This is a genomic window from Zunongwangia atlantica 22II14-10F7, from assembly GCF_002094855.1.
GTDB classification, from domain to species: domain Bacteria; phylum Bacteroidota; class Bacteroidia; order Flavobacteriales; family Flavobacteriaceae; genus Zunongwangia; species Zunongwangia atlantica.
Genome location: NZ_ARYN01000001.1, coordinates 119659 through 146643 on the forward strand (window position 1 = coordinate 119659; position 26985 = coordinate 146643).

25 protein-coding genes and 1 tRNA gene are annotated in these 26985 nt (G+C 42.3%); 10 read left to right on the forward strand and 16 right to left on the reverse strand.

Annotated features, from left to right (window positions below; all coding sequences use genetic code 11):
• Positions 1-60: 60 nt before the first annotated feature.
• The 4 genes from IIF7_RS00475 to bglX are packed head-to-tail and all read left to right on the forward strand — an operon-like array spanning position 61 to position 6145.
• Entirely contained in the window at positions 61-1446 is a 1386-nt protein-coding gene (locus IIF7_RS00475) for a glucoamylase family protein (protein ID WP_084839744.1), read from the forward strand.
• 7 nt (positions 1447-1453) lie between these two features.
• On the forward strand, positions 1454-2188 hold the full coding sequence (locus tag IIF7_RS00480) for a carboxylesterase family protein (protein ID WP_245801455.1): 735 nt from the start codon (positions 1454-1456) through the stop codon (positions 2186-2188).
• Entirely contained in the window at positions 2188-3822 is a 1635-nt protein-coding gene (locus tag IIF7_RS00485) for a sulfatase family protein (protein WP_084839746.1), read from the forward strand. Before IIF7_RS00480 ends, IIF7_RS00485 begins: the two co-directional genes overlap by 1 nt.
• A 28-nt stretch (positions 3823-3850) precedes the next feature.
• Positions 3851-6145 (forward strand): beta-glucosidase BglX, encoded by a 2295-nt coding sequence (gene bglX, locus IIF7_RS00490; RefSeq protein ID WP_084839747.1) that lies wholly within the window; start codon positions 3851-3853, stop codon positions 6143-6145.
• 111 nt (positions 6146-6256) lie between these two features.
• Here the strand turns inward: bglX and IIF7_RS00495 are convergent, their stop codons facing one another.
• Positions 6257-7153, reverse strand: coding sequence for an alpha/beta hydrolase (locus IIF7_RS00495; RefSeq protein WP_084840047.1), 897 nt, complete (start codon positions 7151-7153; stop codon positions 6257-6259).
• 117 nt (positions 7154-7270) lie between these two features.
• On the opposite strand from IIF7_RS00495, the gene IIF7_RS00500 reads away from it, so the two are divergent.
• The 6 genes from IIF7_RS00500 (at position 7271) to IIF7_RS00525 (ending at position 9087) form a co-directional block, all read left to right on the forward strand.
• Positions 7271-7720 carry a GatB/YqeY domain-containing protein gene (locus IIF7_RS00500; protein ID WP_084839748.1) on the forward strand — a complete coding sequence of 150 codons (450 nt, stop codon included), beginning with the start codon at positions 7271-7273 and terminating at the stop codon, positions 7718-7720.
• 106 nt (positions 7721-7826) lie between these two features.
• Entirely contained in the window at positions 7827-8063 is a 237-nt protein-coding gene (locus IIF7_RS00505; protein WP_084839749.1) for a GIY-YIG nuclease family protein, read from the forward strand.
• 79 nt (positions 8064-8142) lie between these two features.
• Positions 8143-8379 carry a GIY-YIG nuclease family protein gene (locus IIF7_RS00510; RefSeq protein ID WP_084839749.1) on the forward strand — a complete coding sequence of 79 codons (237 nt, stop codon included), beginning with the start codon at positions 8143-8145 and terminating at the stop codon, positions 8377-8379.
• Between the two features lie 79 nt (positions 8380-8458).
• The gene (locus IIF7_RS00515) at positions 8459-8695 is read left to right on the forward strand and encodes a GIY-YIG nuclease family protein (RefSeq protein ID WP_084839750.1); all 237 of its coding nucleotides are present in this window, start codon (positions 8459-8461) and stop codon (positions 8693-8695) included.
• Between the two features lie 79 nt (positions 8696-8774).
• Positions 8775-9011, forward strand: a complete 237-nt coding sequence (locus tag IIF7_RS00520) for a GIY-YIG nuclease family protein (protein WP_084839751.1) — start codon at positions 8775-8777, stop codon at positions 9009-9011.
• A gap of 2 nt (positions 9012-9013) precedes the next feature.
• Positions 9014-9087, forward strand: a tRNA-Arg gene (locus IIF7_RS00525).
• Here the strand turns inward: IIF7_RS00525 and IIF7_RS00530 are convergent.
• The 15 genes from IIF7_RS00530 to IIF7_RS00595 all read right to left on the reverse strand — a co-directional run bounded on the left by IIF7_RS00530 (position 9041) and on the right by IIF7_RS00595 (position 26980).
• Positions 9041-10600, reverse strand: coding sequence for a recombinase family protein (locus IIF7_RS00530; protein WP_084840048.1), 1560 nt, complete (start codon positions 10598-10600; stop codon positions 9041-9043). The genes IIF7_RS00525 and IIF7_RS00530 overlap by 47 nt on opposite strands.
• Before the next feature lie 62 nt (positions 10601-10662).
• Positions 10663-10821: a hypothetical protein gene (locus IIF7_RS20775; protein WP_176218875.1), complete on the reverse strand. Its 159-nt coding sequence runs from the start codon at positions 10819-10821 to the stop codon at positions 10663-10665.
• 64 nt (positions 10822-10885) lie between these two features.
• On the reverse strand, positions 10886-11179 hold the full coding sequence (locus IIF7_RS00535; RefSeq protein ID WP_084839752.1) for a hypothetical protein: 294 nt from the start codon (positions 11177-11179) through the stop codon (positions 10886-10888).
• Between the two features lie 5 nt (positions 11180-11184).
• Positions 11185-11985, reverse strand: a complete 801-nt coding sequence (locus IIF7_RS00540) for a hypothetical protein (protein WP_084839753.1) — start codon at positions 11983-11985, stop codon at positions 11185-11187.
• 17 nt (positions 11986-12002) lie between these two features.
• Positions 12003-12878 (reverse strand): conjugative transposon protein TraN, encoded by an 876-nt coding sequence (traN, locus tag IIF7_RS00545; RefSeq protein ID WP_084839754.1) that lies wholly within the window; start codon positions 12876-12878, stop codon positions 12003-12005.
• A 23-nt stretch (positions 12879-12901) separates the two neighbouring features.
• Complete coding sequence (traM, locus tag IIF7_RS00550) at positions 12902-14203, reverse strand: conjugative transposon protein TraM (RefSeq protein WP_084839755.1); 1302 nt, start codon at positions 14201-14203, stop codon at positions 12902-12904.
• A 2-nt stretch (positions 14204-14205) separates the two neighbouring features.
• Positions 14206-14685 (reverse strand): hypothetical protein, encoded by a 480-nt coding sequence (locus IIF7_RS00555; protein ID WP_084839756.1) that lies wholly within the window; start codon positions 14683-14685, stop codon positions 14206-14208.
• 71 nt (positions 14686-14756) lie between these two features.
• Positions 14757-15368, reverse strand: a complete 612-nt coding sequence (gene traK / locus IIF7_RS00560; protein WP_245801456.1) for a conjugative transposon protein TraK — start codon at positions 15366-15368, stop codon at positions 14757-14759.
• 30 nt (positions 15369-15398) lie between these two features.
• Positions 15399-16613 carry a conjugative transposon protein TraJ gene (gene traJ, locus IIF7_RS00565; RefSeq protein ID WP_084839758.1) on the reverse strand — a complete coding sequence of 405 codons (1215 nt, stop codon included), beginning with the start codon at positions 16611-16613 and terminating at the stop codon, positions 15399-15401.
• An 11-nt stretch (positions 16614-16624) separates the two neighbouring features.
• Positions 16625-17263, reverse strand: a complete 639-nt coding sequence (locus IIF7_RS00570) for a tellurite resistance TerB family protein (RefSeq protein WP_084839759.1) — start codon at positions 17261-17263, stop codon at positions 16625-16627.
• Complete coding sequence (locus tag IIF7_RS00575) at positions 17260-17916, reverse strand: hypothetical protein (protein WP_245801457.1); 657 nt, start codon at positions 17914-17916, stop codon at positions 17260-17262. Before IIF7_RS00575 ends, IIF7_RS00570 begins: the two co-directional genes overlap by 4 nt.
• Before the next feature lie 8 nt (positions 17917-17924).
• Positions 17925-18614: a conjugal transfer protein TraI gene (locus IIF7_RS00580; RefSeq protein WP_084839760.1), complete on the reverse strand. Its 690-nt coding sequence runs from the start codon at positions 18612-18614 to the stop codon at positions 17925-17927.
• 6 nt (positions 18615-18620) lie between these two features.
• Positions 18621-21089, reverse strand: coding sequence for a TraG family conjugative transposon ATPase (locus IIF7_RS00585; RefSeq protein ID WP_084839761.1), 2469 nt, complete (start codon positions 21087-21089; stop codon positions 18621-18623).
• Positions 21090-21124: 35 nt separating this feature from the next.
• Entirely contained in the window at positions 21125-21439 is a 315-nt protein-coding gene (locus IIF7_RS00590) for a DUF4133 domain-containing protein (protein ID WP_084839762.1), read from the reverse strand.
• An 18-nt stretch (positions 21440-21457) separates the two neighbouring features.
• Positions 21458-26980, reverse strand: a complete 5523-nt coding sequence (locus IIF7_RS00595; protein WP_245801458.1) for a helicase-related protein — start codon at positions 26978-26980, stop codon at positions 21458-21460.
• Between the last annotated feature and the right edge of the window lie 5 nt (positions 26981-26985).

Consider the following 26985-nt stretch of genomic DNA (forward strand, 5'->3'; position numbering starts at 1 on the left):
TCTATTTAAAAGGTGTTTCAGGAAATCTCTGAAACACCTTTCTTATTTTAAGCTTAACCGATGAATCTAAATAAACACCTTATATATCTTCTGTTTATAGGCTTTGCATTCACCGCATGCAATGATGCTTCAAAAAACAAATCAGAAGAAACAACAAAAGAAACTGCTCAGGATTCAACTAAACTGAGTGAAGAGGCTTTACTGGACACCGTTCAGAAGCAAACTTTAAAATATTTCTGGGATTTCGCTGAACCTAATAGCGGGATGGCCAGAGAACGATATCATCCTAACGGAGATTATCCAAATAACGATCCGGATATTGTAACCACAGGAGGATCTGGATTTGGATTAATGGCTATTGTTGCTGGGATCGAAAGAGGATTTATTCCGCGAGAAGAAGCCGTACAACGCTTAGATAAAATTGCCACATTTTTAGAAAAAACACCAAAATATCATGGTGCTTTCCCACACTGGATAAACGGAAGAACCGCCGGAACACAGGAATTTGGTTCAGATAGTAAGGATAACGGAGGCGATATTGTAGAAACTTCGTTTTTAGCGCAGGGATTTATTGTTGTGCGCCAGTATTTGCAAGATGGAAATGAAGAGGAAAAAGCTGTTGCAGCCAAATTCGATAAATTATGGCAGAATATTGAGTGGGATTGGTACACCAATAATAAAAACGGAATTTTTTGGCACTGGTCACCAAATTATGAGTTCCAGAAGAATTTTATGATTGAAGGTTATAACGAATGTCTTATTACTTACGTAATGGCTGCAAGTTCTCCAGATCATGCGATCAAACCTGCCGTTTACCACGATGGTTGGGCAAGAAGCGGGAATATCACAACCGATAAAAAAGCATACGGAATTCCGCTAATATTAAAATTCAATACCGTTGGCGATAAAGCAGGCCCGTTGTTTTGGGCGCATTATTCATATTTAGGTTTAAATCCAAAAGGACTTAGCGATCGTTACGCCAATTATTGGGATCTAAACGTAAACCACAGCAAGATCAATTATGAGTATGCGCAGGAAAACCCTAATAATTATAAAACTTACAGTGAGAATAGCTGGGGATTAACCGCAAGTTATACTAAAAATGAAGATGGTAGCGTAGGTTACGCGGCACATTCGCCAGATGATGATCACGGAGTAGTTTCTCCAACCGCTGCCGTAAGTTCTATTCCTTATACTCCGGAAGAAAGCTTAAGAGCGATAAGATATTTTTACGAAGATCAAAACGATTTGCTTTGGGGACCTGCCGGTTTTTACGATGCCTTCAGCTTAGATGGTGGCGATTGGGTTGCTGAAAGATATTTAGCGATCGACCAGGGACCAATGATGGTGATGATCGAGAATTATCGAAGCGGACTTATTTGGGATCTATTTATGAGTGCTCCTGAAGTTCAGCAAGGATTAGAAAAACTTGAGTTTACCCGATAAAAAATTGATGATGAAATTATCGAATATCGCATTACTAGGATTATTTATTTTCTTCGGAATTACTGCGGAAGCTCAAACTGCGGGTATTTCAGAAAATCAGTTTAAAGAAAAAGTAGAGATTCCAGTAGATATGGGATATCTGCTGTACAAACCTGAAGCTTATAAAAAATCTAAAGAAGATTATCCATTGATTGTTTTTCTACATGGTGCAGGCGAACGAGGTACAGATCTTCAGAAGGTGAAAGTAAATGGGCCTTTTCAGTATTTAAAAGAGGGAAATGAGATTAATGCGGTAATGCTAGCGCCGCAATGTCCTGCTGAAACCTATTGGCAGCCAGATGAAGTAGCTGCTTTGGTAAAAAAAATTATCAAAGAAGAACGAATCGATCCAAGTCGTGTTTACTTAACAGGTTTAAGTATGGGCGGTTATGGCGTTTGGGCTACAGGCGGCAAATATCCAGAATTGTTTGCTGCAATGGCTCCGGTTTGTGGCGCGATCTACAGGCCAATTTATCGCAACGCGCAACATCTTCAAAATATGCCTATTTGGGTTTTTCATGGAGCTATGGACGATGTTGTTTTGCCAGAGAACAGTAACAAAATGGTGATGGCGTTAAAGCAATCTGGAAATCAGGATGTAAAATACACGATCTATCCTTTTGCAAATCACAATAGTTGGACAGAAACCTATAATAATCCTGAATTATACGATTGGTTACTAAGTCAGAAAAAAGAAAAATAATGAAACTTAGATTCCTGTATTTCGTTTTTTTGATCAGCTTTTTTTCCTGTAAAGAAGAAAAGGGAAGTGCTGCTGAAGAAAAATCTGCTTCTAAAAAGCCTAATATCGTCTTTATAATGGCAGATGATCATGCGGTAAAAGCGATTAGTGCCTACGGAAGTGAAATAGGGAAACTGGCGCCAACGCCTAATATTGATCGATTAGCTAAAAACGGAGCGATATTTCGCCAGAATTATAACACAAATTCGCTTTGTGGACCAAGTAGAGCGGTGATCTTAACCGGGAAACATAGTCATGAAAATGGCTTTAGAATGAATGGGGAGCAGTTTGATAATTCGCAGCAAACCATGCCCAAGATCTTCAGAAATAATGGGTATCAAACTGCGGTTATCGGGAAGTGGCATTTGTCTGGAAAACCAACCGGATTTGATTACTGGAAAATTCTAGAAGACCAGGGGAAATATTATAATCCCGATTTTATTACTGAAAAGGATACTGCCAGAGTTGAAGGTTACGCAACAGATCTTATTACAGATTACTCGTTAGATTGGTTAAAACAAAGAGATACGTCGAAGCCGTTTTTCTTAATGGTGCAACACAAAGCGCCGCATCGTAACTGGATGCCTGCTTTGCGTCATGTCAACAAATATGATTCGGTTCAATTTCCTTTGCCAGATTCATATTTCCCAGATTTCGAAGATCAGGAAGCTGCTGAAGAACAGTTGATGACTATTTACGAAGATATGTACGAAGGTCATGACCTTAAAATAAGTAAGGCTAAAGGAACAGATGAATTGGCAAGCAATCCCTGGACAGACGATATTGATCGTATGACGGCCGAGCAGCGTAAACAATGGAATGCAGCTTACCGCCCCGAAAATGATGCTTTTTGGGAAAAGGATTTGCATGGTGAAGATCTTGCCAGGTACAAAGGGCAGCGTTATTTAAGGGATTATATGGCAACCATAGCTTCAGTAGACGAAGGTGTGGGTAGAATATTAGATTACCTGGAATCTCAGGGATTAGATGAAAATACGCTGGTGGTTTATACTTCAGATCAGGGTTTTTATCTGGGTGAAAATGGATGGTTTGATAAGCGATTTATGTATGAGCCTTCATTTAGAATGCCGTTGCTAATGCAGCTTCCGGGGAAAATTCCGCAGCAATCTGAAGTAAATGCTATGACTCAAAATCTCGATTTTGCCCCAACATTTTTAGATATGGCCGGTATCGAAATTCCAGAAGATATGCAGGGAATCTCATTTAAAGATGTGGTTTTTGGCCAAAAAGAAGAGCTGGATCGTGATGCGATCTATTATCATTATTACGATTGGCCGGCTTTTCACATGGTAAAACGTCACTACGGAATTAAAACCGATCGTTATAAGATCATGCATTTTTATGATGATAATGATGCCTGGGAATTCTATGATCTTCAGGAGGATCCAAAAGAAAAAAATAACCTGATCGATAATCCAGAGTATCAGGAAGAAATTGAAATGATGAAGCAAAAACTGGATTCTGTTCAGCAATATTATAATGTAACTGAAAAGGAATTTGAAAAAGCTTCAGAAAAAAGTATAGAAAATGCCTACAGAAATTTCGAAAGAATGCGTGGCAAACCTATAGAATAATTGTTAGTACAACCCTAAATAGAATTACATGATAAAGAAAAGTTTAATCACATTTTCGCTAATTACAGGATGCTTTTTTGCCCCAACAAAAAACCTACAAGCGCAAACTGATGAATCTAAAATGGATGCAAAGGTCGATGAGATCTTAGCTGAGATGACCATCGAAGAAAAGATAGGTCAGCTTAACCTACTTAATCCCGGTGGCGGTGTTGCTACCGGTGCGGTGGTAAGTGATAATGTGCAACAAAAAATTAAAGACGGCGAAGTAGGCGGACTATTTGGTGTTGCCGGTCCCGATAAAATTAAAATTGCACAAGATTATGCCGTGAATGATACCCGATTGGGAATTCCGTTGCTAATCGGATCAGATGTGATTCATGGTTATAAAACCACCTTTCCTATTCCGTTAGGAACTGCAGCAAGTTGGGATTTAGAAATGATCAAAAGAACTGCTGAAATTGCAGCTCAGGAAGCTACGGCAGATGGTATCAACTGGAATTTCTCACCGATGGTAGATATCGCTCGCGATCCGCGATGGGGAAGAATTGCTGAAGGTGCCGGTGAAGATCCTTATTTAGGTTCTCAAATCGCAAAAGCAATGGTAGAAGGTTACCAGGGAGACGATCTTACTAAAGAAAATACGATGATCGCTACGGTAAAACATTTTGCTTTATACGGAGCTTCAGAAGCAGGTCGTGATTATAATACGACCGATATGAGTAGAGTAAAAATGTTCAATGAATATTTACCTCCTTATAAAGCGGCGATCGATGCTGGTGCAGGAAGTGTGATGAGCTCTTTTAACGATGTAGATGGTGTGCCGGCAACCGGAAATAAATGGCTGCTAACAGATCTGCTTCGTGACCAGTGGGGATTTGATGGTTTTGTAACTTCAGATTATACTTCATTAAATGAAATGATCGCTCACGGAATGGGAGATCTTCAGGCGGTTTCAGCATTAGCTTTAAAAGCCGGGTTGGATATGGATATGGTAGGAGAAGGTTTTTTACAAACGCTGAAAAAATCTTTAGATGAAGGAAAAGTAACCGAAGAAGAAATTACCACCGCTGCACGCCGAATCTTAGAAGCGAAATATAAGCTTGGTCTTTTTGAAGATCCTTATAAATATTTAGATGAAAGCCGACCAGAAAAAGATATCCTTTCTGAAGAAAATAGAGCTTTTTCACGAAAAGTAGCGGCGCATTCTTTTGTATTGCTGAAAAAAGATGCCGGAGTTTTTCCACTTAAAAAAGATGCGAAAATTGCTCTTATTGGTCCATTAGCCAATAACAAAAATAATATGTTAGGAACCTGGGCGCCAACGGGAGATCCACAACTTTCTGTTCCGGTTTTAGAAGGAATAAAAAATGTAGCGCCAAAAGCAAAAGTAAGCTACGCACAGGGAGCAAATATTACGAACGATGCACAATTAGCTGAAAATATTAATGTTTTTGGTCCTCGTGCTGAAATTAGCGAGACTTCTCCTGAAAAAATGTTGGAAGAAGCGATAAAAGTGGCTAAAAAATCTGATGTGATTGTGGCGGTTGTTGGAGAAGCGACTGAAATGAGTGGCGAAGCTGCTAGTAGAACCAATTTATTGATTCCTGAAAGTCAGAAAAAAATGATCCGAGAATTGGCCAAAATCGGTAAGCCGATGGCCTTGGTTTTAATGAGTGGTCGTCCTTTGAATATTTCAGAAGAATCTGAAATGAATCTTGATATTCTTCAGGTTTGGCACCCAGGTGTAGAAGCAGGAAATGCAATTGCCGATGTTATTTTTGGAGATTATAATCCTTCAGGAAAAATTACGGCATCATGGCCAAGAAATGTTGGTCAGGTTCCGGTTTATTATTCAATGAAAAGAACAGGAAGACCAGGTTCACAGCCAGGATTCGAGAAATTTAAGTCAGAATTTTTAGACACTCCAAATTCACCATTATATCCTTTTGGATATGGTTTAAGTTATACCGATTTTGAGTATAGTGACGTAAAAGCCAGTGCAGATGAATTAACAATGGATGGAACGATCACTTTAAGCGCAACAATTACCAATACCGGTGATTACGATGGTGAAGAAGTAGTTCAGCTTTATATTCATGATAAAGTGAGAAGCATCACGCCGCCAATGAAACAGCTAATAGGTTTTGAAAAAATTATGCTGAAAAAAGGCGAATCTAAGACCGTAACTTTTGAAGTAAGCGCAGAAGATCTAAAATTTTATAACAGCAGTTTAGAACATGTAGCTGAGCCAGGAGAATTTGATTTCTTTATTGCAGGAAGCTCTGATGCTGAATTTGAAAATACATTTACACTAAAAGAATAAGCTTAGGTGTAATAAAAACATAATCGATCCTAACCAATTTGATTATAATTTCCGAAAAAAACCGATGATCTAATCATCGGTTTTTTTGTTTTTTAATAAGGTATTTCGCTTTTAAAAAGTATGCTCAATTTGTTGATTTTCGCCTTTTAAAAAGACATCATCAAAATATTGAAAAACTATCTGTAGATGATCAAAAGGAATTCCTGAAATTTCGTGTCCTGCTTCAGGAAAAGTGTTTAGCATATAAGAAGTGTCGAGTTTCTTCAGTTTATCGGCTAAACTTCGGGAACCATCTAAAATTAGATAGCCGGGTTCAGCTTTATCACAAAAATGATGAGGTGCTGTAGCATAAGGAACCAGATTATCTGCTGTTCCATGGAAAAATACAGTAGGGACAGCGTTTTCTTTATTAATATAGCGTTTATCGACAATCGCCCCGGCCAAAGATAAAATGCCCTTAAATTTAAGATTCTCGTATTTTGAAGCATCTTTAAAGAGCAGATCACGATTAAATGCTGCACTTAAAACAGCTTCAGCTCCCGCGCTACTTCCGCCAATAATAATCTTTTCAGTATCTATTTTGAATTCTTCTTTCTTACTGATCATAAAGTTCACGGCATCCAGAAAATCTTCAGCTGCCAATTTAAAAGTTTTTATCTTTCCTTCAGCTTCAAAATCACAACCAAAAGACTGGTCTTTTCGGGTTAAACGATAAGAGATTTGAACGGCAACATAGCCATAACTTGCCGCAATTTTAGCCAATTTTACCTCATGGTCGTTACGTGGACTTCCAAAGCCGAAACCACCGCCATGCATAAAAATAAAAACGGGTCGGTTTTTAAATGAATTATCAGGTTCGTAAACGTCTAAGTAAAGTTCCTGGCCGTCTTTTTCAGCATAAGTAAGTGTTTTTCGAGCTTTAGGTTTATAAATACTGTCGGTAAAATGTTGCTGTGCAGAAACTTGCAGGTAAAGGAATAGCACAGCGCCAAACAAGATTCTTTTCATATTTAAATGCATAATAAACTGGTAGTTTGTTAGAGTTTCAAATTAGCTATTTTTGAAAGAATTTTAAGTGGTTTTTTCGATTTTAAAATTTTATCTTCGCACTTCAAATTTATTACGATGAGCTTAGAAAAAGACGTAATGACTCAGATGAAAGCTGCGATGAAAGCAAAAGATTCAGCAGCTTTAGAAGCTTTAAGAGCAGTAAAAAGTGCTATTCTTTTAGCAAAAACAGAAAACAGTCATCAGGATTTAACTGAAGAGCAGGAATTAAAAATTGTTCAGAAGTTAGTAAAGCAGCGTAAAGACAGCGCGCAGGTTTATAGAGAGCAAAATAGAGAAGATTTAGCTGACCCAGAAGAGCAGCAAGCTGAAGTTATTTCTCAGTTTTTACCAGAGCAATTGAGTGAAGCTGAAGTTGCAGCAAAAGTTGAAGAAATTATTGCTAAAACTGGTGCTGACGGAATGAAAGATATGGGTAAGGTAATGGGAGTTGCCTCTCAGGAACTTGCTGGTAAAGCAGATGGGAAGACCATTTCTGTAATTGTAAAGCAAAAGCTTAGCAACTAAAATATTTTTTCCGACGAAGTCGGAAAAACGGCCCCGTGGCGCAACTGAATAGCGCATCAGACCTGCCTGCCGGCAGGCAGGTTTCGGAAACTAAAAGGTCAAATGAATGTTTTATGTTTACGTTTTGCGGAGTTTGAAAGATGGTCGGCTTTACAAAGGTTTGACGCAAGACGTAGATAAGAGATTGAAACAACATAATCAGGGAGAAAATAGATCTACCAAAGGTTTTGTTCCCTGGGAATTGGTTTTTACCAAAGAGTTCAATTCTCGACCAGAAGCCAGAACATACGAGAAGTATTTGAAATCTGGTGCAGGTAGAGAATTTTTAAAGGAAATATTGTGAACGGCCCCGTGGCGCAACTGAATAGCGCATCAGACCTGCCTGCCGGCAGGCAGGTTTCGGAAACTAAAAGGTCAAATGAATGTTTTATGTTTACGTTTTGCGGAGTTTGAAAGATGGTCGGCTTTACAAAGGTTTGACGCAAGACGTAGATAAGAGATTGAAACAACATAATCAGGGAGAAAATAGATCTACCAAAGGTTTTGTTCCCTGGGAATTGGTTTTTACCAAAGAGTTCAATTCTCGACCAGAAGCCAGAACATACGAGAAGTATTTGAAATCTGGTGCAGGTAGAGAATTTTTAAAGGAAATATTGTGAACGGCCCCGTGGCGCAACTGAATAGCGCATCAGACCTGCCTGCCGGCAGGCAGGTTTCGGAAACTAAAAGGTCAATAAAATGTTTTACGTTTACGTTTTGCGCAGTTTGAAAGATGGTCGGCTTTACAAAGGTTTGACGCAGGATGTGACCAAGAGATTGAAACAACATAATCAGGGAGAAAATAGATCGACCAAAGGTTTTGTTCCCTGGGAATTGGTTTTTACCAAAGAGTTCAATTCTCGACCAGAAGCCAGAACATACGAGAAGTATTTGAAATCTGGTGCAGGTAGAGAATTTTTAAAGGAAATATTGTGAACGGCCCCGTGGCGCAACTGAATAGCGCATCAGACCTGCCTGCCGGCAGGCAGGTTTCGGAAACTAAAAGGTCAATAAAATGTTTTACGTTTACGTTTTGCGCAGTTTGAAAGATGGTCGGCTTTACAAAGGTTTGACGCAGGATGTGACCAAGAGATTGAAACAACATAATCAGGGAGAAAATAGATCGACCAAAGGTTTTGTTCCCTGGGAATTGGTTTTTACCAAAGAGTTCAATTCTCGACCAGAAGCCAGAACATACGAGAAGTATTTGAAATCTGGTTCAGGTAGGGAATTTTTAAAGGAAATATTGTGAACGGCCCCGTGGCGCAACTGAATAGCGCATCAGATTTCGGCTCTGAGGGTTGGGGGTTTGAATCCCTCCGGGGTCACTTGATGGGACAAATTCAAAAATGATGAATTTGTCCCTTTTTTATTTCCTTTTAAGTCTTTGTTTATCAGTGTGATATACTTGATTGCTTCATTAACTCGGGTGGTTCGATATTCAAATCCGTCAAAAGTCAGATTTTCAGGAAAGACCGAACCAATGATCTTTCTTTTCTGTATAGTATTCCCAGATTGATAGAGAATATTAAGCTTGGATAGATTGCTGATAGCCTTATCCCACAGGGGTTCCACGTTTTGCGTGTCTGTAATCGAACTTGTGAGTTTGGCTTCCAGCCTGTTTATTTTTTTATCGGCATCCGCTTTCATAATTCGGTAATCATCCGCTTCAATATCACCACATAAAAGCAGTTCCCTGGCTTTACTCAGTTTATTATTTTCATCCTGTAAACGGATTTTCAACTGCTGTATATTTCCGATCCTGTCTCTGGTTTTTGATTTATATACGGAAGTAATGACTTCTTTAAATAGGTTGAGCCTAGGGATGGAATACACATATTTCTCGATTTCAGAAACCATCCTATCGTTCATATACTCCGCTTTTTGTCTGAATTTACAGCCACCGGAGCAATGGTAGTAATAGTAATATTTGGAACGCCCTTTGGATTTACTACTAGTTAACATACGCCTGCAGTCTGGACAAACGACAAAACCGCGTAAGGGATAGCGGTTATCTACTTTTATTTTAGTCCGCATTATTTTTTTACGACCGTCGAGCACATCCTGAACATCATAGAACAAAGCTTCAGATATCAAGGGTTCGTGTTGCCCCATCACCAGTTGACTTTCTTCATCTTTGTATTTAGGAATAAATATTTTACCGCAATACATAGGATTACGGATAGCAGTCCAGAAATTATTCTTACTGCATTTCAGCCCCTTTTCCTTTGCCATTTTCCATACCTGCTCGGTACTGAACATATTTTTTGCCAACTCTTTGAATGCCCATTTCATAATATCGCTCTGAACTTCCCTTGGGGCAATATATTTTTTACCACTTTCATTGGTTTTATTGACGTATCCAATAGGAGCTGTTCCCATCCAGCGCCCTTCTTTTTTAGCCCTGCGCATCCCATGAAATACATTCAATGCCCTTCTGTCATTCTCCACTTCAGGAGCAGCCAGATAAAAAGCGAGCATCATTTTATTTTCAGGAATGGATAAATCGAGTGGTTGCTCCACTGCCTGCGGTTCTACCCCCAATCTTCTCAACGTACCGATCATCTGATAAGCATCTCCCGCATTCCGGCTGAACCTGTCCCATTTGGTAAATAATATCAAATCGGACTGCCCTTTGGTTTTACGAAGGATGCCCAACAGTTTTGTCCAGGAAGGACGTTTAAAGGTTTTTGCCGAATGATCCTCATAAATCACTTTCCGTACCCGAATATGGTTGATCTCACAATACTTGCGCAAACGCTCTTCCTGATCCCGTTGTGAGTATCCCTTATCGGCCTGTTCATCCGTGCTTACCCGTATGTATAAATCTGCAATTTTCATCTCTCCCACGTTTTAAGGTTGTTCTATTTAACAGCCTGATTCCGTTTATAAATATACGAAATTCAGGCAGGTTTTGCCAGATACTGATCTACAACAATATCCGCGATCTCATACATAAAGTCCAGGATGACTTTCACCTGTTCCGTTGTTACTTCTATACCGTCTTCTTTCAATAGTGCTATTGCTTTTTCCGGCGGAATTCTCTTTACTTCATTTTCCATCTTACATCTCCGCTTTAAAACAGCAAAAGCCCCGAAGGGCTTTGTACCGAAAAATTAATTCATTTTACCCATCGCTTCCGGGAAAGTAGATTTTACTTCCCTTGTTTTTATTAAATGAGGGTTCATACCGTATATACCCGTAGGCATTGAGATCCTTTACACATTTATGATACGTCATGGCAGATGATATTTTTGCAATCTTCATAATGTCATAACTAAATGCCACTATCGGATTGCTATTGCCCATCTTTGCCCTGTACTCCAACAGGGCAGCATATATCCCTATATGTGTAATGCTGATACGGCCATCCTGCTCAATAGCCGTAAAAAAGTCAGATAAAGGCTTTAGCTGTTCCATATCATTTAGGTTATGGTGGGTCTCTTTCTTTTCTTCTTAGCCTTTGGTATGTCCGGAGCCTCATCGGCAATCGGCTGCTGCTGACCTTTATGCTCCTGTTTAGCAGAGCGGCTTTGTGCTTGCGATTGTTTTTCCGTCTTGGACTTACGATTATCCACCCGTTGCATATTGCTGTCATAGATATTGATGGTCTTAAACCGGGGATTCGCCTCGATGTACTGTTTCTGCTCCGAACCTTCCTTTTGAAAAGTTGCCGATTGCAGGTTTCCCTTTTTCAGGGAATCGACCAGATTGGATTTATAGGTTTCATTCTCCAGCTCTTTAATGGGATGTTTAGCGAGTGTTGCTTCCAGATCGTACCCATAGTTTTGATGGTACTGCTGTATTTTGAAATTTCCATTGTCATCACTCTGTTTAAAATCCATCTGTAACCATGCATTGTACAGTTGTCCTTCCTTGTTGGTCAGATCCTTATTGACCGACCGGCCTTCCATTAAGTTGTAGGCTTCTTTCAGGGTGATGTTATTGCCTTTGTTGATATAAAAGGTCTGTTTCATAGCCTCATCAGGATTATTTTCCTTTTGTACACTCACCTGATAGGAGTTAAAGAAATACATATCCGTTTGCTTGGACTTGCTAAAATTCATTCTGGCTTCCACCTTATCGGTACCGAATTGCGTTTCATGTACCAGCTTAAAGGCTGGTTTTTCTATTTCCATCATTCGCTTTAAGGGAGCTTCAAAACCTTCCCCGAAACCGGTATATTTAATCTGATCTTTCAGGTATTCTAAATTCTTCTGATTCATGATAATTGATTTAAAAGTTATTGATAGGTGTATTTCCTGTTGATTTGCAATTTGGGAAGTACTGCCGCTTTAATAATCGTCCTGTTTTTTACACTGAGCTCGATATGCCTTCCGCCGTTTGCTTCAAACAATTGAATGGCGAGGTATTTCTTATCGGGAATGGTAAACTTGGGAACCGCAACCACCAAGGTCTGTGAAGACCGGCCGTCAATTTTTGTCACCTTGTTTTGGATGTGTACCGGGGTAATCTCGATTTCCTGTGAAGCTGTCCTTTTCGCTTTTTTCTGGTCACGGATAAAAAAGCGTAATTGGTCAATATCATAACTGATATTGGATGTGTTGGTAATGGTTAACCGCAGGTACATCAGGTTGTCCCGAATGAATATCCCGTTCAATCCGAAGCGGATACCATATTTGCGATGCTTTACCTTACGCCCTTTGTATTTGGAATATAAGGCGTGTGTAGCATAGGTAGTGACTTCAGCCTTGTTAACCAATCCGGGTGAAAGGAAAATACTGTTTTTGTTATCCCTTTCCTTCATGGAAACATTCAACACGGACGGCTTGGGGGTATAGTTAATCACAAAGGAATTTAATTTTCCGTCTGCGGTAATTACCGTTAGGTTGGTCTCCGGGAAACTGTCCCTTGCTGCTTTGAGCTGTAGAATATTGGCAGCCCCTTTGGCTTTTTGTGCCAACACATCTTTACTGCCCCTGTCCACACCCACAATGGCACTTGGAAATATAATATTGGTCGTTTTGAAATAGGTAATCTCCAAAGGATAGGGAGCGATAGATTTGGGTGGAAGTTTAGTGATGCTTTGAGCATTTACATTCAACCCGAAAAGGAATAGGAAAAATCCCATTACCATACGTGCATTTATCTTTTTCATCTTTATGGAATTTTAAATGGTTATTACTTATTGATTTGTTTTTGTTTTTCATCACGGAGCAATACCTGATAGCCTGCTTTCAGGGTTACTTTTATCAGTTTTACTTTTTTGCTGAATAGTGATTTAGCCGTTTCTATACCGGCACCTGCGGCCTGTGCCTGCCAGGAAGGATCAAGGGAAGTCAATCCAATGTTTTGCATGGAGCGGTCAGCCGATTGTTTGGCGACATCCCGGGTAATGGCACCGGGAATATAAATTCCGTCCAACCCATCCATATCGTACACGGAGAGTTCTACCGGGAAGAGGGAATTACCACTTCTAATACTGTTGATCTTGATATGCAGCCTTTCTCCGCTAAGGGAAGCGATCCCAAACACAAAGTTGTCTTTTTGGATATGCACCCCATTAATGAATACATCATTGACCAGGCGAAGCTTTACGGTAGATCCGTTCACTATGGTCTGTGATTCGTGAATAACCGCCTGTATGGCATTTTCCGGTTGTTCAGTAATTTGGTCATCGTCCAGGGAATAAAATCCATTTGCCGTAGGTGTAACAAAGTGTCCGGTATGCATCAGGGAAATACTATCATCTTTCTGTGCAGTGGATACTTCATACAATTGTTCCCTGCGAGCCTCCGATAGTTGTTTTAGTTTTTCCTGAACCCGCTCCGGATGCTGTACATCCAGAATCTTTTCCAGCATACTGTTGAGCTGTTCCAGTTCCGGGTCAGGTACTTCCGGCTGGGTCATGGTGTGCATCATTTCTTCCAGCCTGTCCACATCACTGGAACTTACGGAGGTATTTCCATAATTGGTTTTTGTTTCCTGTTTCGGGGAATCTTCAGGAAGCCGGGTTCGTTCCACCGGCTTGTTCAATTCCCTGTTTAAAGCTTCCAACTTTTTATAAATTTTATCCGTATTCGGATCGTTGCCCTGACCACTTCCGTAGAGGGAAGTTTTCAGTCCACCGGAAGATACTTGACCCGGTTTTACTTCCTGCTGGGACAAAACAACATCCGTATCCGAAATCACACTGTTTTTATAATTTGGATCATTTTTACGGAGTTCCCTGAATTTTGCCGAATCCTGTTCTGCCCGGTTGTAATAGCTCATCTTATCCATTTGCTTATCATCGGTCAGTTTTGCTTCCGGCAGATGAAGGTTAAATCCGTTCTGTGGAGTTTCCTGTGCCTGTAGTTCCTGCACCTGTCCACCTCCCAATACCCAAAAGATTAGGGTTGTGAAAGGAAGTACGAGTAGCGGCAATACCAATAGGAACTTGCGCTGTCTTTTCATTTTCTGTGTTATTACCTGTTTTTCCATGATCATTGATTTTTAAAGTTTTGATATTCTTTTTCGATATAGCGAACTGAATCCATCAGTCCCGGACGGGTTGCTATAATACTGTCATACAGTTTTCTGCCCGTTGGACTTCGGGCAAGGCTATCCATATACCACTGGAACTTTTGGATGCGCCTATACTCCTGTTTGGATACCGGAGGGAGCGGTGATGCTTTAGCTCCGGATTCCGTAAGATGCCGGGGACGTTTAATTGGAGTTACCGTAAAGGCATTGCCCTTACTTTTCCCTGTGATGGCGTGTACCCCGAGATAGATACAGTAACCGCTGGTGAGGCTTACAAAAACGACCAGCGCTATGGTTACTGCCCGCTTTGAAATACTCTTTGTCTTATTCGACATCCATTGTGCCCATGCCTTTTGTAGCCATTTATATAAGGCAAGTAATCCCAATATTAACAGTCCGTTTTTAGGAACCTCTTTTTTCTGTTTTACGTTTTGTTTCATCTGTACAAAATTTTATAAGCCACTCCATTGACTTTGTTTGTATCAATTTTGAATAAATGTCCATTATGGACTTAATACCGCCTGGCGGTCGTTTTCAAATCCTTGTTGGCGATGGTTGCCCAGCGTTCAATCAGAAAACCATGCGGATTGTTATCACTGCGGGACACATTACGCAACGCCCCTTCGGTAATCAGGCTGCGGGTAGTGATACTGGTGGGACGGACGATACGCTGGGTAGCATAGCACCGAAATCTATAAGGGTATTCATTGATGTCCACCGCCACGCTATCCACATGGATGGTCTGGTTCACATTTCCGGAAATAAGCCCGGCATAATACCCGTTCTCCTTCAGGTCATCATAAATTCGTTTAGCACTGCCATCCGCCAAGTATAAAGCTTTGGTGATATTCATTTCGATTGCTTTATCATCCGGGTCAAGGGTAAAGAACAATTGGTGGAAGGTTTTCACATGATCCCGTGCTTCCACAGGGATATTGTCCTTACGCCCGGCGGAATAGGCTTCGAGTGCCTTGCCATTGGCAAGAATGTAAATCCTGTCCTGCATCTCCGATACCAGACTGAAACTCTTATACAGGGCAAAGCAGGATAGTAGCACCGAGCCTATAATAATAAGCATGGTAAATCCCCGGATATGCCGAAAAGCCGTATCGATATTTTTCATTTTTTTAAACATGATTCCTATTTTTTTTGATTAAGAATTGCCTTTGAGTTTGTCATTCATATAGCCGGAGCCACCGCCATCCGAATTGCCATCCTTGAAATAAGGATTGGTAGTACCATTGCTGGCCATACTTTGGGAAATACGGCTGGCAGCATTGCCCATGGCATCCGCCGCCATGCTGGCTCCGCCTGTGGCTGCCCCCATAACCGCTCTGGAGGAACTACTGAAGATACTGGTGACTTTCTGTCCCAAAGCACCGCCACCTCCCGCATGGACGATGTAATTGGCTACCGAAGGCACAGTAAAGTATCCCACAATACCAATGATCATAAAGACCAGATACGCCATATCCGTCCGGCTGAAAAAAGTATCGCCGTAATCCTCTACCTGGGCAATGTCCATTTCCAGCATTTTCTCCTGGATTTTTCCAATAATGCTCCCGAAAATATTGGCTACCGGAAGCCAAAGAAAAATATTGATATAACGGGCAATCCAAACGGTCAGGGTATGCTGGAACCCGTCAAAGACGGCAATCCCAAATACCAGCGGCCCCAATATGGCAAGTACTACTAACTGAAAGGTGCGTAGCGTATCAATACATAAGGCTGCGGCTTCAAAGAGTACCCGCAGTACTTCACTCATCCATTCCTTGACCGAATTGCGGAAATTGTAAGAAGCCTTGGACATGGCAAACTTGATGTCGTTGCCAATCCCTTCAAAAAAGCCTTCATCGGAAGGGCTGGCGTTATCATGGGTGTATTTATACCACCTATCCCGGTCGCCATCACCGCTTTCACCTACATACATCTGCCATACATCCGTTTTTTTGATGGCTTCTTCTTTCTTTTCCAAGAGTACCGTAATTGCCCTGTCGGAGCCTTCCACCATCGAAGCGGTAGCGGTCACCGTCGGTTTCATGATCCCGTTGATCAGTCCCAAAACGGAAGGGAATATCAGTACACAAAACCCGATGACAAACGGACGGAAAAGCGGATAAAAGTCGATAGGTTCGGCTCTTGATAAATGTCCCCAGACCCTGGAGGCGATATACCACATGGCGGCAAATCCCGCCAGTGCCTGTCCCACGCCAATAAGCTGACTGCACAGTGGCATCATTTCATCGTAAAGTTGTTCCAATACGCTATGCAAGCCGTTCATCTCACCGGAAATTCCCTGTGCACTGCCCATAAAAGGCAATAGCAATCCTGTGACCGCCACCCAGGCGGTTTTTCTATACGTATCCATACTATTGATTTTTAGTTATTTATCCCATAGCTATTGCGAATGGTCCGGGCATCATTTCTTTCTTTTGCTCTTTGCACCGCAAGAATGGTCGTATTATTGTTAAAGTATCTGAGGAACATTAGTTTGTCCTGCATATCGGCATAGATCCGATCAATAGCCTGTAAGCGCTCATCATCACTCATACGGGCTTTACCTGCCGTAATGATGACCAATAATTCATCGAGGTTACGCAGGCTTTCATCAAAGAGGTTGTCATACACCCGTCCGAGATACGCCAGTTCCTGCGGATTGAAATTCCCGTCACTTTGAAACCGGTCATACGCATTCCGATATTCCCTGACCAGTATTATCTGATAATTCACAATATCGCCCACATGTTTGTAATTGCCAACGGTGGGGCTTACTTCCATCAGCCCGTCCAAAAAAGCTTTGTGCAGGCTGAAGTTCCCTTCTGATATATCCTTGATGGTATTGTAACCCCCTTCCAATATCTGATAGCCTTTTTTCATGTCGCTCAATATCTGTTTGAATTGGGTCAGTTTTTCTACATTGAGCAAGAGCTGTTGTATCTCTGCGGATTGCGCTGATGCCCTGAAAGAGCAGAAGAGCCCGCAGATCACAAGTCCTGTAAATATTCCTATTTTTTTCATGGGTTTTCGTTTTGAAGGTTCCTGAGTGTTTTGCCGTATTGTACTTCATGGTATTCCCTGATCCGAGCGGCTGCCATGACCTTGGCTTCATTGCCGAAACTTTGGGAGAAGGTATAATTGTCTTGCATCCGTAAGTAGAGCTTGTTGATACGCTCCATGCGCTCATTATCTTCCATTTGCAACTCGGCATCCGTGGTTATTGCAATAAGTTCATCCAGTGCTTGTTCACAATCCTCCAAGAGCCTGGTAAAAACCCGCCCGATATAGTTGAGTTCTGCTTCGGTAAAAGCATCGCTATTGTCAAGTTGTCCGTAGGTTTGCCCGTAATCCTGTACAATGCGTGTTTGAAGGGCGATGATATCTGCTACCTTTGCATAGTTTCTGATTTCAGGGTTGACTGTACTCAAGGAGTTTATAAAATCACTGTGCAGGTCAAATTCCCCTTTGGTAAACCCGCCGATGGTGGTCAAACCTTCTTTGGCAATACGATAACCTTTTTGGGCATATCCGATATATACCTGTAAAGCTGCAATCTGCTGAAGCAGGTATTTCTTCTGTGTTTTTTTCTGGCGGAACCACTCCGAAAAAGTCTGTGCGTGGACGGTTCCTGCTGCCATAAATAGCATGAATCCTATTAAAATTATCTTTCTCATAGTTCGTGTTATTGAGGAAGTCCATATAATTTTTTCACGGTTTGCACTTCAACGGAAGTCTTTGCCCGGGAAAGGCTCAGCAATACATTTTGCTGATTAAATCGCATCAGGTCATCATAATTGGCATCGACCTGATCGGCTGCATTGTTGATGATTTCTAACCTTTTGGCATCACTCATCGTGGTAGTAAAAGATTGAACAATCAGGGAGATCTGGTCGATGTTGTTCAGGCTTTCTTCTAAGATACCGGAGTACACCTCTGACATATATTCAATCTCATCCGAGGTAAAGTGGTCATCCTGCTGAATGAGCTGCCAGGCATTTTGGTATTCATTGACCAGCCGAACCTGTTTTTGGGTAATATCCCGGATGCGCTGGTAATAAGAAATAATCGCCTTTACCTTAGCCAGCTCTTCATAGTATTCTCGGTATTGTTCTTTTTGTTTTTCCGTCCACTCGGAAATCTCATCCAGTTTGAGTTTGGAAAGTGTGTTTTCCAATGTTTTCTGGGCGTTCTGTAACCAGATGGTCTTGTTCTGTAAACGCTGGATTTTTAAATCCACCGCTTTAATTACTTTTTTAATGCCTGCTTTGATGATTTCCAGTATGGCTATCGGGGTGGCATTCGTCCGTTGTATCGGTAGTACCGTAAAGGAGATACAAAGGGCTAGCAGTAACATTCTTGCATATTTTTTCATGGTTCATCATTTTTTAAGTTTTAGATCTTCTGCCATTGCGGCAATGCCCTTGCGGATGTCCCCGCTAAATTTTGCCGCATATTCCATCAGTTTTACCTTTTCAGTCTGCTCAGTGGTATACGCCAGATATTCTTCCACGCTTACTTCAGTGCGGTACACCTTGCTAAGCATTCCACCCAAACTGATAAATACCTCTTTGTATTTTCGGGCAGGGTCATTGGCTTTATTGACCGATAACACGAGGGCTTTTTCTTTCTCCGTCAATCCTAAGAGTTCCTGTATCTGGTCAAATTTGTTCTGATACTTGCTCTGATCGAGCAGTATTTTACAATCGCTGTTATTGATGATCGCCTGCTTGACCACCGGGGAAGAAATAATATCCTCTACTTCCTGGGTCACCACGATAGCCTCCCCAAAGAATTTCCGTACCGTTTTAAAGAGGTATTTGATGTATTCCGCAAAACCTTCTTTCATCAGGGCTTTCCATGCTTCTTCAATTAAGATCATCTTACGGATGCCTTTCATTTTGCGCATCTTGTTGATAAAGACTTCCATGATAATGATGGTCACTACCGGGAAGAGGATGGGATGATCTTTGATATTGTCCAGTTCGAATACGATAAAGCGCTCCTGTAAAAGGTTCAGGTTTTCCGTAGCATTGAGCAGGTAATCGAATTCCCCGCCCTGGTAATACGGGCGGAGTACATACAGGAAATTATCCATATCAAAATCCCGGTCTTTTACACGATCCTGTTGAAGTACCACTATATACTTATCCCGCAGGAATTCATAAAAGCTATTGAAGCAAGGAAATACCGATGGATTCTCCTCAAGATGCCGGTAGTATCCTGTAATGGCATTGGAAAGCGCTACATACTCACTGCGTTTAAAGGCTTCATCATCCTTTTTCCAAAGGGCGAGCAGCAGTGTTTTGATACTTTCCTTTTTTTCCGTGTCCAGGTGGTCACCCTCCCCAATAAAAAAGGGGTTGAAACGGATCGGGTTTTCTTCACTATAGGTGAAATAGTAGCCGTCGACCATATCACACAAGCCTTTATAGCTATGTCCCACATCCACCAGTACAATATGGGTTCCCTGCTCGTAATAGCTGCGTACCATATGATTGGTAAAAAAGGATTTTCCACTTCCGGAGGGACCCAGTATAAACTTGTTCCGGTTGGTACAAATCCCCATTTTCATGGGTTCATCACTAATGTCCACATGCACGGGTTTGCCCGTCATCCGATCTCCCAGACGAATCCCTACAGGACTTAAGGAAGTACGGTAGCCCGTTTCCAGGTTCAGAAAACAGGTCGCCTGCTCGGCAAAGGTGTCGAAGGTATCATTCATGGGAAAGTCAGCGGCATTGCCGGGAATGCCTGCCCAAAATATCTGGGGGGCACCGATGGTTTCTTGTTTGGCTACCGCATCCATTTGCGCCAGTGCGGAGGATACTTTGTTTTTCAGGTCTTTGAGTTCTTCCTTATCTTCCGTCCATACCAGTACATTAAAATGGGCTTTTACCGGAAGGCGTTGCTGACTGATGGCTTCATTTAAAAAATCATTGGTCGCATCACGCGCAATCATATTTTCCCTGCTATAAGCGGACAGGGATTGCAACCGTAGCCTTTTGGATTCCAGTTTAGTGATCGTCTTCTGGGCATCCTCGATAAAGAGGTACTGATTGTAAATATGGTTAAAGGGCAGTAATTGACCTAGCGTAGAGGCAAAACCGATACTGAATTTGGTTTTGTCCGTACTGTACTTATCGTAATTGATCCGGCTACCGCAAAGTGCCGGAAGGTCGGCAGCATCCCCCAAGGTGTAAAGCTGGCAATGCTTGGAGCCCACCTGTAAGCCATCCAGGAAATTGAGGTCTCCCATAAGATACTGGTCATTGCGCTCGGACAGGTAGCAGTACTTTTCAATAATGCCCGTGGTGCGTTTACCGCTCCAAAGTTCACTTTCCCGTAACCGGGTCAGTTTTACAAAACCGCTGTCTTCCATAATACGCTTGAACTGACCGGTACTGTCCAGAAAATCCTGTAACAAAGAGGGGTTCAAGGTTTCTTCCGGTACGATGCTTCTGCGTAGTAGGCTGGAATAGGCAGAAGTTGCCGTTTTGCGGTGAGCCGGTTTTTTGGTCAGCAGGATATAACAGCTATGATCCAGAAAGGGGCGTTCATTAAAAAACCGCTCACTTGCCCAGCTTAAAAAGCTGGTATCCGCTTTTGCGAAATCAGGTTGATGCCCGGTTTGCAAAAACCAATCCTGCTTATGCAGTATGCTGAATTTGGGCAATACCTTAATGGCTTTTACCCAGGCCTGATGAAAAGCTTCATATTCCTGATCGGAAAGGGTAAAGATCTCCGGCAGGTCTGCTTTAAACACGACGGTGACATCGCCTTGTTTGCTCAGGATGCAGTCGTGTTCCACATCCATAATCGGTAATAGATCCTCCAACATTTTTTCCATTCTTATAGTATTTACCGAGTTATTATTTAATTTTTTTATCGTTTTAAAAAAGCCCTGCGGCTTCTGGAACGGATCGCTTTGGGAACCTGTTTTCGTGCCAGGGTTTTCATAAGTCCGTGTTCCCCGTATTGATGGCTCATCCGGTAGATCTTCATCACCAGCAAGGTGCCTGAGCCGAGAATAACACCGATGCATACCAGTGTGGGCAGGCCGATGATATACATGATGGCAAATACGATGAGTAATCCCACCACACCGCCCCCCAAATACCAGATATATTGGGCTTTTAATCCCTTAAATTCGATACTGCGGTTAATTCCTTTATTGACCTGATATACACTATTTCCCATACGTTTCTTTTTTTAATGTTACAATCGCATCCTGCTACGGGGACGTTCTGATGCCGAAGTAGCTACCACGGTTTCTTTGATGGTATGACCGTTGGTTTGATGTTCCCCGAGTTTGATAACCGGGGCTTGTTTTTCATCCGGTTCATTGGGTTGGTGCTTTTTTAACTGGTTTTCCTGAATTTTAATAGCGATCTGCCGTTCCAGGTTAGCTAGTTCCGTTTTCAGCTCCCGCAGCTCGCTTTCTTTTGTAAAAGGTTTGGTAGTCAGTTTTTCAATCTTGGGAAGTTCTGTCTTCAGATCGGAAAGGTTCCGCTTATACCGCTCTTTGAGATGTTCTACCCGGTCAATGGCATTTAAAAAATGCCGTGCTGCCAGTTTCGGATTATCCGTATTGGGTAAACCGTTATTGTAGGTATATTTAATCCCCTCACTTTCCCTTTGTGCATAAAAGCTATTGGAATACCGGTATTCGAACAATCCGTTTTCTTCGTAGGCTTCCTGTTGCCTGCGGATGTATAACTGAAAACCGTACAGGTTGCCAATTTTTTCTTCGTGCTGCCCGGCTTTTGGCTTCCAGTTTTGATACAACCGGATAATATGTTTACCAATAGCTTCACTGTCCCTACCAGCTATTCCGTCCAATTGAATGGGGTTGGCTTTTGTACCTTCTTTGGTCATCTGGAGACGGTCTTTATACACGGCTGCATCGTTAGAGAGCTTTCCGAGTGTTTTTTCAGTAGAAGCCTGATCGTTTTGCAGTTTTTCCAACTGGTATTTATGACGGGTGAGCTCCCTAAAGTGGGAATGCTTCAGGCTTTCCATCACCGCCACTTTCTTTTCCAGTTTGCTTTTCTCCAAAAGGGAGGTATCCCCGGAAAGAATGGCAATGTATTCGGAGAAGTTCATACCGCTTTTTTCATCCACAGCCCCTTCATCAATGGTACGGACATTTAGTTCGCTGTTCTTCATTTGGGAAATGAACGTCTGTTTGTTTTTAAGCAGGTTGAATTTGTAGTTGTCCAATGATTGCTCCACGGCATAGACAAAATTCTGTACCTGATTGCCGTAATGTTCTTTGGCGATTCGGTTACCCTGTCTTGCCCCACGGCCATTACGTTGTTCCAGTTCCGAAGGCTTCCAGGGAATATCCAGGTGATGCATCGCCACCACACGCTCCTGTACATTCAAACCGGTTCCCGCTTTTTCGGTACTTCCTAGCAGGATGCGGATTTCACCCCGATTCATTTTACGGAAGAGTTCCGGTTTCTTGCGATCCGTCCAGTCGTGGATAAAAGTGACTTCTGAGACAGGGATATGGAAATCCCTCACCAGTTTTTCCTTCAGGGTATCATAAATATTAAACCGATCCGGTTTGGGAGTTCCGATATCCGAAAAGACAATCTGCGTACCTTTATGGGTTTGGGTATTATTATAAATTTCAGCAATCTTTCTTGCGGCGGTATTCACCTTGTTATCCGGATGGTCTCCGTATTTCCAATCATCTACCAATCGCATATCGGCTGCCATTTTCTTGGCATAGTTGGTTGCAATAAGCATTCGCCCTTTATCTTCTTCCGGGGTTAGCCTGCCACGCCCGATCAGTTCTCCATTCCCGGTCTTGGCGAATTGCATCAGGTTTTTAATAAACATCGATTGCTGCGGTGTAGGCGGAATATTGACCAGGGTTTCCCTGAGTTCCGGTTTATCCAGGTTGATGTGTTTGGCGGTTTTGTAATCGGTAATCTCGTTATAGAACAAAGCCATTTCAGGAACTTTGATAAAATGACGGAAGCGTTCTTTCGCAATAATCTCATTGGTCACACTAAACTCAAAGTCGGTGGTTTTACGTGCAAATACCGCTGCCCAGCCGTCAAAATTCTCAATGCGCTGGCGTTCCATTTCTTTGGGGCGCAGGTATTTAAAAAGCAGGTACATTTCCGTCAGGCTGTTGGAAATCGGTGTACCCGATAAGAAGGTCACACAGAGGTCGGAATGGAAACGCTCCTGCAAGGTGCGCACGGCAAAAAGCATATTTAGCGCCTTTTGGCTACCTGCCATATTGCCCAGTCCGGCCACACGGTTATGGCGGGTGGTGAAGGTCAGGTTTTTGAATTTATGGGATTCGTCCACAAACAAATGGTCAACACCCATTTCCTTAAAGTTGATACCGGTATCCTTCTTTTCTTCAATATCCTTGAGTACCGTTTTTAATTTTCCTTCCAGATTGTTCTTGCGGATTTCCAGCCCTTTGAGCATCTTTTTGGAAATCGCCCCGCCCAACTCCCTGACGGTATTCAGGTCACGTTCGATATGATCCAGTTCTATTTGGAAGATCTGTTGCTGCATTTCCGGGGACTGTGGTATTTTACCGAACTGGTCATGGGTAAGGATAATACAATCCCAGTTGTTGTTTTTGATTTCATGGAATAAGCGTAGCCTTTTAGCCGGGGTAAAATCATTTTGCCCCGGGGACAATATTCGGGCATTAGGATAGGCTTTGCGATAGGTTTCCGCAATTTGGTTGACATTAGCTTTCAGGGCAAGGATCATCGGTTTTTGGACAATACCGAGACGTTTCATTTCCTGTGCGGAAACGATCATGGTAAGGGTTTTTCCCAATCCTACTTCGTGATCGATAAGTGCGCCCCTGTTTTGGATGATGCGCCAGGCGGCATTTTTCTGACTGCTGTACAAATCTTCAATGCCCAAAGCCTTTTTGTTCAGTCCGGGAAAGTTCAGGTGACTACCGTCAAATTCCCGTAGTACATAACAATTGAAAGTATCGTTATACAGGTTTTCGATATGCTTTTTATCGGTATCCGGCAGTTCCTTGAGCCAGTCTATAAAGCCATTTCGTATCTGGTCGATCTTTTGGTGTGCCAGTTGTATGGCTTCATTATCGGGAACCCGTATGCTTTTGCCATCCCCAACGGATACCTCATAGGTAAAGAACGGGGTTGTGTTTTCCAGGGCATGTTCCAGTAAGGTATAGCCGTAGGTAGTCCGTCCGCTTTTCGGGGTAACCGCAAATTCCCGGGCTACTTTGGTATTCATCCCGGTAGTTACCTTAAAGGCATCCAGTGAAGGGAAATAGTTGATATCCGTATGTTGTTCGAAAAGTTCTGCTGCAAAACGTTCGTAATAGCTCACGGGAATCCAGCGTTCGCCCAGGTTAAAATCCAATAGCTCGAAAGGGATGCGTTCGGGTTGAACTTTTTCCAAAGCGGTCAGGCTTCGTTGTACTTGCGGGGTATCATTTTCATCACCTACTTGTTGTTTTGCCTGTTGTAATTTTTCCACTACGTTACCGCTCAGGAACTGATCTGCGGTCTCCCAATGATTACTTACCGGGTTTAAATAAATATGTTCGCCCAAACGGGCGATGGTTTCCGGTTCTTCCAACCCCATGGCCGTACCAATAAACCCAATATCCACCTTTCCGGTATCGTTCAGGCTATGTGCCAGGGCTTCAATCGGGTCATCGGTGACAAAACGTTTTGTGGATGTCTGAGCAGTACCGGTCAGCATATCGGACTTGACAAAGCGTTCACCTTCCCTGCGTTCTAAAGAGGACAACATGGTCAAACCGAAAGCGGTATCTTCAAATATGCGTCTACGGTTACCTTGGCTGTTTAACTGCCCGTATTGGGAAATAAACTGGTCATAACGCTGGTTCAACTCATCCCGTTCGGTTTGGGGAACCGAAGTTCCTGTGTTTTCTTTTTCGGAGATTTCCAGGTAGTGATCCCGAAGGCTGGTATACTGTTCATAGAAAAGTTTATCGGCTTGCAGACCTAATGGTTGGAACACCGCATTTTTAAAATCACCATCGATTTCGGAAAGTGTACCCACTTTTCCCTGATAAACGATCAGTGTACCTTCTTTATGAAAGGGGTGTATATTGGTAAAGGGACGTGCTGCCTGCCCGTTTAATTGAAATATCCCTTCTAAGGTTTGGTCGCCTTCGTAAGTAAACGCATGGCCAAACCCTTGTAACTCCTCGGACAGGTTTTGCAGTTCATGCCCCAATAAGCGTGCATCCATCCAATTGGCAGAGAAATGATCAATCTCCTTGACGTTGGAATACAGTTTATATAGGTAGCGATTGGATTTTTGTTGTTTGGCTGCCAGGAGTACAATACTCTCGTGCATAGGCTTGTTAGTAGTACGAATGGTACTGATCATCCGTGCACTTTCTTTTCGAACCACGGTTGCATCCAAAGAGTTTATATAGGCTATGGCACGGTTAATCTGTTCTGCCGGAGCGGTATCAAAAAGCCCTAACTGTACTGAAACGGTTTCTGCTTTATTTTCGGGCATCGGAAGATAGGTGAGCTTCCTGCCATCAAATTCCTGTTTTTCTATTGGTAGGGATTGACTTTGGAAATAACGCTCCCGATTTAAACGGGTATTAAAATCTTCGGTAAGAGTCTGTCCGAGTTTTTCACGAATGGCATTGAGGTCGCCTTGTTGCCATACGGTTTCGTGTGCCTGTCCGTATTGATTTTTACCCGGTTGGATGGTGTTGCCCGTAATGATATCCCGATGTTGTTGGATATAGCTATTGCTATGGTAGGTTCCGTATTCATTTTCTAATGGTACGGTAGTCATCAGTAAGGCTTCTTCTTCGGATAGGGTCTCTTTTGTTGCATTCTTTTGAACAATCAGCAGATGATTGGGAGCTTCGGTATTGCCGGTATCCTTCATCAGGTTGTCGGGCATAACGGACAGGCTTATAAAATCCGCTTTGCCAAATAGGTATTCCCTCGCTTTTTGATTGGACGGGCTGTTTAAGAAAGCATCCGTAGTAATATAAGCCATGAGACCGCCATCAGCCAGTTTGTCCAGTCCTTTGGCAAAAAAGTAATTGTGTATTTTTCCGGAGAGTGCTTTATCGGGATAGGTCTCATCATATACCGAAAAATTGCCGAACGGGATATTGCTGACCATCAGGTCATAGCTGGAATTTTCGGTGACCGGGGTTTCTTCAAAACCGGTGATATGGGTTTCTGTCGGAACAGGTAGTGTACTGTTGATTGTGGAAAGTACTAGCCCGGAAAGGATATCTTTCTCTACAGCAGTGATTTGTTCCAATTCAGGAAAAGCCTTTACAGCTTCACTGATAAAAACACCGGAACCTGCCGAAGGCTCGTACAATCGTTTGGGTTGCAGGGTTTGATTTTTTAGGACAGTATATAAAGTTTCTGGAACTACCTGCGGGGTATAAAAGGCGGTCAGCACACTATTGCGCAAAGAAGAAATGATATTCCTATATTGAATTTTGGTATAGTTTTCCTTTAGCAGGTCATGAAGCTCCATAATACCTGCATGGTGTTTCAGGTCTTCTTTGGTAGCCCCATTAGCTGACCATTCTTCCTGCGTACCATAAGGGTATAGGATAGCTTTGATCCCTCCAAAACCTGAGAATTTTTTCAGGTTCGAGACTTCATCCTGGCTTAGTTCCTTTCCGTCTTTATGGCTCAGGGCGATTCGGATCGCCCTGATATTATCCTGTAGTTTTTCTGAAATATTGTAAGCCATATCCA

Excerpts from the sequence above, each read along its gene's own strand:
- IIF7_RS00475 (WP_084839744.1), top strand. The coding sequence starts at position 61 with ATGAATCTAAATAAACACCTTATATATCTTCTGTTTATAGGCTTTGCA.
- IIF7_RS00480 (WP_245801455.1), top strand. The coding sequence starts at position 1,454 with ATGATGAAATTATCGAATATCGCATTACTAGGATTATTTATTTTCTTC.
- IIF7_RS00485 (WP_084839746.1), top strand. The coding sequence starts at position 2,188 with ATGAAACTTAGATTCCTGTATTTCGTTTTTTTGATCAGCTTTTTTTCC.
- bglX (WP_084839747.1), top strand. The coding sequence starts at position 3,851 with ATGATAAAGAAAAGTTTAATCACATTTTCGCTAATTACAGGATGCTTT.
- IIF7_RS00495 (WP_084840047.1), bottom strand. The coding sequence starts at position 7,153 with ATGAAAAGAATCTTGTTTGGCGCTGTGCTATTCCTTTACCTGCAAGTT.
- IIF7_RS00500 (WP_084839748.1), top strand. The coding sequence starts at position 7,271 with ATGAGCTTAGAAAAAGACGTAATGACTCAGATGAAAGCTGCGATGAAA.
- IIF7_RS00505 (WP_084839749.1), top strand. The coding sequence starts at position 7,827 with ATGTTTTATGTTTACGTTTTGCGGAGTTTGAAAGATGGTCGGCTTTAC.
- IIF7_RS00510 (WP_084839749.1), top strand. The coding sequence starts at position 8,143 with ATGTTTTATGTTTACGTTTTGCGGAGTTTGAAAGATGGTCGGCTTTAC.
- IIF7_RS00515 (WP_084839750.1), top strand. The coding sequence starts at position 8,459 with ATGTTTTACGTTTACGTTTTGCGCAGTTTGAAAGATGGTCGGCTTTAC.
- IIF7_RS00520 (WP_084839751.1), top strand. The coding sequence starts at position 8,775 with ATGTTTTACGTTTACGTTTTGCGCAGTTTGAAAGATGGTCGGCTTTAC.
- IIF7_RS00530 (WP_084840048.1), bottom strand. The coding sequence starts at position 10,600 with ATGAAAATTGCAGATTTATACATACGGGTAAGCACGGATGAACAGGCC.
- IIF7_RS20775 (WP_176218875.1), bottom strand. The coding sequence starts at position 10,821 with ATGGAAAATGAAGTAAAGAGAATTCCGCCGGAAAAAGCAATAGCACTA.
- IIF7_RS00535 (WP_084839752.1), bottom strand. The coding sequence starts at position 11,179 with ATGGAACAGCTAAAGCCTTTATCTGACTTTTTTACGGCTATTGAGCAG.
- IIF7_RS00540 (WP_084839753.1), bottom strand. The coding sequence starts at position 11,985 with ATGAATCAGAAGAATTTAGAATACCTGAAAGATCAGATTAAATATACC.
- traN (WP_084839754.1), bottom strand. The coding sequence starts at position 12,878 with ATGAAAAAGATAAATGCACGTATGGTAATGGGATTTTTCCTATTCCTT.
- traM (WP_084839755.1), bottom strand. The coding sequence starts at position 14,203 with ATGGAAAAACAGGTAATAACACAGAAAATGAAAAGACAGCGCAAGTTC.
- IIF7_RS00555 (WP_084839756.1), bottom strand. The coding sequence starts at position 14,685 with ATGAAACAAAACGTAAAACAGAAAAAAGAGGTTCCTAAAAACGGACTG.
- traK (WP_245801456.1), bottom strand. The coding sequence starts at position 15,368 with ATGAAAAATATCGATACGGCTTTTCGGCATATCCGGGGATTTACCATG.
- traJ (WP_084839758.1), bottom strand. The coding sequence starts at position 16,613 with ATGGATACGTATAGAAAAACCGCCTGGGTGGCGGTCACAGGATTGCTA.
- IIF7_RS00570 (WP_084839759.1), bottom strand. The coding sequence starts at position 17,263 with ATGAAAAAAATAGGAATATTTACAGGACTTGTGATCTGCGGGCTCTTC.
- IIF7_RS00575 (WP_245801457.1), bottom strand. The coding sequence starts at position 17,916 with ATGAGAAAGATAATTTTAATAGGATTCATGCTATTTATGGCAGCAGGA.
- IIF7_RS00580 (WP_084839760.1), bottom strand. The coding sequence starts at position 18,614 with ATGAAAAAATATGCAAGAATGTTACTGCTAGCCCTTTGTATCTCCTTT.
- IIF7_RS00585 (WP_084839761.1), bottom strand. The coding sequence starts at position 21,089 with ATGGAAAAAATGTTGGAGGATCTATTACCGATTATGGATGTGGAACAC.
- IIF7_RS00590 (WP_084839762.1), bottom strand. The coding sequence starts at position 21,439 with ATGGGAAATAGTGTATATCAGGTCAATAAAGGAATTAACCGCAGTATC.
- IIF7_RS00595 (WP_245801458.1), bottom strand. The coding sequence starts at position 26,980 with ATGGCTTACAATATTTCAGAAAAACTACAGGATAATATCAGGGCGATC.